At 45.9% G+C, this 5,186-nt stretch carries 4 protein-coding genes and 1 rRNA gene; 1 reads left to right on the top strand and 4 read right to left on the bottom strand.

What is annotated here, in order from left to right:
- Positions 1-241: 241 nt before the first annotated feature.
- From VN447_RS05670 to VN447_RS05660, 3 genes are read right to left on the bottom strand one after another with little or no spacing between them, the layout of a single operon-like run.
- Positions 242-949 carry a lactate utilization protein C gene (locus tag VN447_RS05670; RefSeq protein WP_325523704.1) on the bottom strand — a complete coding sequence of 236 codons (708 nt, stop codon included), beginning with the start codon at positions 947-949 and terminating at the stop codon, positions 242-244.
- Positions 950-957: 8 nt separating this feature from the next.
- A complete protein-coding gene (locus VN447_RS05665; protein WP_325523702.1) occupies positions 958-2,370 on the bottom strand; it encodes a LutB/LldF family L-lactate oxidation iron-sulfur protein in 1,413 nt (470 codons plus the stop codon).
- Positions 2,367-3,095, bottom strand: a complete 729-nt coding sequence (locus tag VN447_RS05660) for a (Fe-S)-binding protein (protein WP_325523700.1) — start codon at positions 3,093-3,095, stop codon at positions 2,367-2,369. Before VN447_RS05660 ends, VN447_RS05665 begins: the two co-directional genes overlap by 4 nt.
- 152 nt (positions 3,096-3,247) lie before the next feature.
- Between VN447_RS05660 and VN447_RS05655 the strand changes: the two genes are divergently transcribed.
- Positions 3,248-4,879, top strand: coding sequence for a lactate permease LctP family transporter (locus VN447_RS05655; protein WP_325523698.1), 1,632 nt, complete (start codon positions 3,248-3,250; stop codon positions 4,877-4,879).
- Positions 4,880-5,095: 216 nt separating this feature from the next.
- Here VN447_RS05655 and VN447_RS05650 read toward each other — a convergent pair.
- A 16S ribosomal RNA gene (locus tag VN447_RS05650) occupies positions 5,096-5,186 on the bottom strand; the annotation flags it as partial.

Below are 5,186 nucleotides of genomic sequence, written 5' to 3'. Positions count from 1 at the left end.
TTACGGAACCGTTAAGAGTTAGAATGTAGGTCTTAAGCGAGCAATAGACCCTCTTTCTTGCTTAAATAAAGACATTGTGATGATTTATCTCTCTCGAATGGACTGGAACAGTCCAAATCACTCTTTTTTTAAGCAGACTCATTATCAGAAAGTATATCCCCTTTCTGATAATAAGTAAGAACGGCTAAGGCTTCTGCCGGCGTCCTAAAGGACTTGACACAAGCCAAGCCTTTTCTTATGACTAGTCTTCGATGACAACTGTCCAAATGCGGACAGGGCCGTGCACCCCGATCGATAAGTCCATCTCAATGTCAGAAGTCCGGCTAGGACCTGTTATGAAATCAACTGCCGAAGGCAGATTGCCCTGTCCACAACGCTCAAGCAGTTCCCTCATCACGGTAGACATAGTGGGAACGATGTCTGATTTTCTCATAACTGCGATATGGGTAGGGGGAAGTAAGCTCACAGAGCGTCCGGTAGTAATTCCATTAAACAGAGCCACCGTTCCAGTGTAGCCGATTGCGTAATCCACCCAGGTAATACCCACATCTGACTGTTCGGCGATCTCAATAAGTTCCCGGCGAGACTTTTCACTATTCCAAAACACCGTCTTAACACCTAGAAGTGATGGTTCGACATACTTACGGAGTGTAGGGTGATCCCAGAGAATGGCTGATTTTGCATTGAGCACTTTAAGCCAGAGCTTTATCTGGTTAGTTGCTTCGCTGCCATCGCGAACAATAACTACTTTGCCGGTAAGGGCTTCAAGGTTGGCCTTAAAGAGCTCCAGCGGCTGCGTATTCTCAAATTTTTGTTCCCGCCAAAAGGTTGGCGGGCCTACTTCTTTTCGCTTGGGCACTGTAGCGAGAGCTTTGTCCCGCCCCAGGGCTTTGGCTACTGTTTGCAAAAACAATGTTTCCTGGGAAATATCTTCATGGATTTCTGTCATATGCTCACCTACTTCTTACGCTTATTCCATCTGTCACGGAAAGTCTCGTCCGCAGCAGCAGGAAGATAGCGGGAGTTAGTCCAGTTAGATAACAGTGGCAACTGGGCCGTAATATAACCATCTTTAACCAGTGGCTTTTGCCCTATCGAAGCGGCCTTCATGGCGAACTTATAGGTACTGGGCAGTTTGAAAAACCGCTTCCACATACCAAAGGCAAACTTTTCAAATACGTTTGTATGACCGGCACTAACCCGGCGTGCCCGAAGCTTAAACAACAAATCCTGAAGCGGAATCTTCGCCGGACAGGAGCTGGTACAGGCAGCACACAATGTTGAGGCATAAGGCAGTTCACCCCAGAACTCAAAATCATTCTCTAGTAATGGGGTGATAACCGATCCTATAGGTCCACCATAAACCGACCCATAGGCATGTCCACCAATCTGACGGTACACGGGGCATACATTGAAGCACGCCCCACAGCGGATACAGTTCAGTGACTGACGGTACTCGTCGTCAGCCAGAATACGCGAACGACCATTATCAACAATAACCAGATGGAATTTTTCACAACCATCAATGTCGGTTGGTTTACGCGGACCGTTAATAACCGAAACATAACTTGTAAGTTTCTGGCCTGTGGCACTCCGTGGCAGCATGGATAAAACGGTTTCCAGGTCTTCAAAGGTAGGAACGACCCGCTCCATTCCCATTACACTGATAACAACGTTGGGCAAGGCTGTCGATAACCGGGCGTTACCTTCATTGGTAACCAGCGTAATTGATCCAGTTTCAGCAACCGCAAAATTACAGCCGGTAATCCCGATGTCAGCGTTCATAAATTTACTTCGTAACGTTTTGCGGGCAAATCGGGTGAGCGCCGGGGTGTCAGGTTCAACCTTTTCACTAGTCACCTTTGAAAATAGGTCAGCAATCTGGTACCGGTTTTTATGTATGGCAGGCACAATGATGTGTGATGGTGTCTCACCTGCCAATTGCAGAATATATTCTGCCAGGTCGCTTTCGACAACCTCCATACCGGCCTTTTCCAGCGCAGGATTAAGGTGTATCTCCTCAGTCACCATGGACTTGGATTTGACAATTCGCTTGGCATCATACTGCTGGCATAGTCCTGTAATTATCTTGCGGGCATCCTCAGGCGTAAGGGCAAAGTGAACTTTCCCGCCTGCTTTGCGTACATTATCTGCCAACGTTTTCAGATAGTAATCAAGGTTATTGATCGTGTGCTGGCGAATGAGTCTCGTCTGCTCCCGCCACGCCTCCCAGTCGGGAAGCTCGCGGGCTGCTTTATCCTTGTTGCTGCTTAACCGGTCTACTGCTTTGCGGACTGCCTGACGCATCTGGTCATCTTTTAATGCTTTAACTGCACGTCCTCGAAGGTGTAGAGCGGGTCTCTCACTCACGTTCTCATCCCCTCATCTAATAACTCAGCCATGTGCATTACACGCACATTGGACTTTTGTTTTCTCAGTCTGCCGGTAATGTTCATCAAACAACTTAAATCAGTTCCAATAAGTACATCAGCCTTAGTTTCAAGGATATTTCTTACCTTTTCATCCACCATGGCTTCTGATATTTCGGGCAATTTAACTGCAAAGGTACCGCCAAAACCACAGCAAGCTTCCTCGTGCGGCAATGGTACATAATCTATCTCCCGTACATTTTTGAGCAAAGCACGGATATACTCATCAGTATTTAGAAACCTGCGGGCATGACAGCTCGAATGATAAGTAACCCGGTGAGGAAAGCGGGCTCCTACGTCTTCTTTTTTTAGTACCTTCACAACGAATTCACTAAATTCATGCATTTTTCCAATGAGTTCTTTAGCCTGACGATATTGATCAGGATTCTTTTCAAACAAGACAGGATAATATTCCTTAATAGCAGTGATACACGAGCCTGCCGGCGCTACAACATACTCGCTGTCTTTAAATGCTGTAAGCATAGTCTCGGCCACAGGCTTAGCATATTCCCAATAACCGCTGCTTAGAGCCGGCTGACCGCAGCATGTCTGCTCTGGAGGAAAGTCTAGCGTCACGCCAAGTTTCTCAAGAACCCGCACCATCGACTCACCAACCTGAGGATACATGCTATCGCAAATGCAGGTAATAAATATTGATGCTTTCATTCCCTAGTGACCTCCACAAATATAAGATTATCTGACAAGTGGTCATTTTATAGTCTGTGCATATCATCCATCATTATCCTGTTTTTTTTAAAACTTTAGTGCAAATAATAGAATAGATTTTAGTCTTTTTAATCAGTAGGAGGGACAGTACAATGACTTGGACTCAAGAATATGTACCGTTAGGCAATCTGGCACTATCTGCCTTAGCTGCTTCAATCCCGATAATCGTGATATTCTATTTATTAGCTATTCGCCGGGCTCCTGGACAGGTTGCCGGGATTTCAGCATTAGTTGCTGCATTCTTGGTAGCAGTATTGGTCTATAAGATGCCACTTAGCACCACCTTGATGGCTGCTCTTATGGGTATTGCCTATGGTATTTTTCCAATCTTCTGGATAGTAATAACAGCTATCTTCATCTATAACATGACTGTTGAAACTGGTAAATTCGAAGTAATCAAAAATTCTATCGCTACAATAACGGATGATCGCCGCCTGCAAGCATTGCTGATTGCTTTTGCCTTCGGAGCTTTTCTGGAGGGGGCCGCAGGCTTTGGCACCCCTGTTGCAATTTCAGCCGGCATGCTTGTTGGTCTTGGTTTCAATCCATTATACGCAGCCGGTCTTTGCCTTATAGCCAACACTGCACCAGTCGCTTTTGGCGGTATTGGTATTCCCATTATTGTAGCCGGACAGGTCACAGGCCTAGACACTATGAAGATAAGCCAGATGGTTGGCCGGCAACTACCCTTTCTTTCAGTATTTATACCAATTTGGCTAATAGTACTGATGGCTGGTTGGAAGGCAACGATGGAGGTACTACCCGCTTGTTTAGTAGCTGGTGTTTCCTTTGCGGTCTTGCAGTTCTTCTCATCCAATTATTTAGGGCCAGAACTTCCGGACATCCTCTCATCATTGGCTTCAATACTTGCCCTTACTATTTTTTTGAAAAATTGGAAGCCAGCTTCAATCTGGCGTTTTCCCGGGGAGCAGGGGAACAAATCAATAAAAGCAACCCTGCCATCATACTCAAGCGGAGAACTTTTCACCGCCTGGGCCCCTTTTATCATTCTTACAGTTATGGTTATCCTGTGGGGTTTAAAACCGGTCAAAGCATTAATTGACGCACCTACCATTTCTATTTATGTCCCTGGTTTGCACAATGTTGTTACTCAAGTTGCGCCTATCGCTAAAACACCGGTCGCAATGGCAGCAGCCTACAAAATTAACTGGCTTAGTGCGGCAGGAACGGCCCTGTTTATCGCCAGCATACTATCGGCCATGATATTGGGAGTAGGACCCGGACAGTTCTTCAGTATCTTTGGTAAAACATTTAAACAGTTAACCAAACCTTTAATTACTATTCCGGCGGTACTCGGCCTTGCCTATATCATGAACTACTCTGGAATGAGTTCAAGCCTCGGCTTGTTTCTGGCAGGAACTGGTTCATTATTTCCCTTCTTCTCAGCTTGGTTAGGCTGGTTGGGAGTATTCCTTACCGGATCAGACACATCAGCCAATGCCTTGTTTGGTAATCTCCAGGCGGTAACAGCACAACAGGTTGGCGTTGATCCAATTCTGACCGTAGCTGCCAACTCCTCGGGTGGTGTTACCGGCAAAATGATTTCACCGCAAAGTATAGCTGTAGCCACCGCTGCGACAGGACTTGTAGGCAAAGAGGGAGATCTATTTAGCTTTACTGTAATGCACTCCCTCGCACTGGCAGTTATTGTCGGAGTGATGACCTATTTGCAAGCATACGTCTTATCATGGATGATTCCATGATCATCTAATGCATGTCTTCTTTAGAAGTAACTAAAATATAAAGAGACCGTCTAAAAAGCTAACTTGCTTTTCAGACGGTCTTTCCTTTTAAGCCGTTGTTCTTAAGTTTTGATAACGAAAGCATTCCCTCAAAACCAAACAATGTAAGATTTGTGCATCTGCCAAATGTACCGACCTGGAATACCGGGTCTTATTTCATACCCGAGTTCTCCCTAGAAAGGAGGTGATCCAGCCGCACCTTCCGATACGGCTACCTTGTTACGACTTCACCCCAATCATCGGCCCCACCTTAGACGGCTAGTTCCTT

The organism is Sporomusa sp. (assembly GCF_035561155.1).
GTDB lineage: Bacteria > Bacillota > Negativicutes > Sporomusales > Sporomusaceae > Sporomusa.
Note: the sequence above shows the minus strand (reverse complement) of the source record. Positions and strands in the feature narration are given on the sequence as shown.

Coding starts and splice junctions, on each gene's coding strand:
- VN447_RS05655 (WP_325523698.1), top strand. CDS start 3,248: ATGACTTGGACTCAAGAATATGTACCGTTAGGCAATCTGGCACTATCT.
- VN447_RS05660 (WP_325523700.1), bottom strand. CDS start 3,095: ATGAAAGCATCAATATTTATTACCTGCATTTGCGATAGCATGTATCCT.
- VN447_RS05670 (WP_325523704.1), bottom strand. CDS start 949: ATGACAGAAATCCATGAAGATATTTCCCAGGAAACATTGTTTTTGCAA.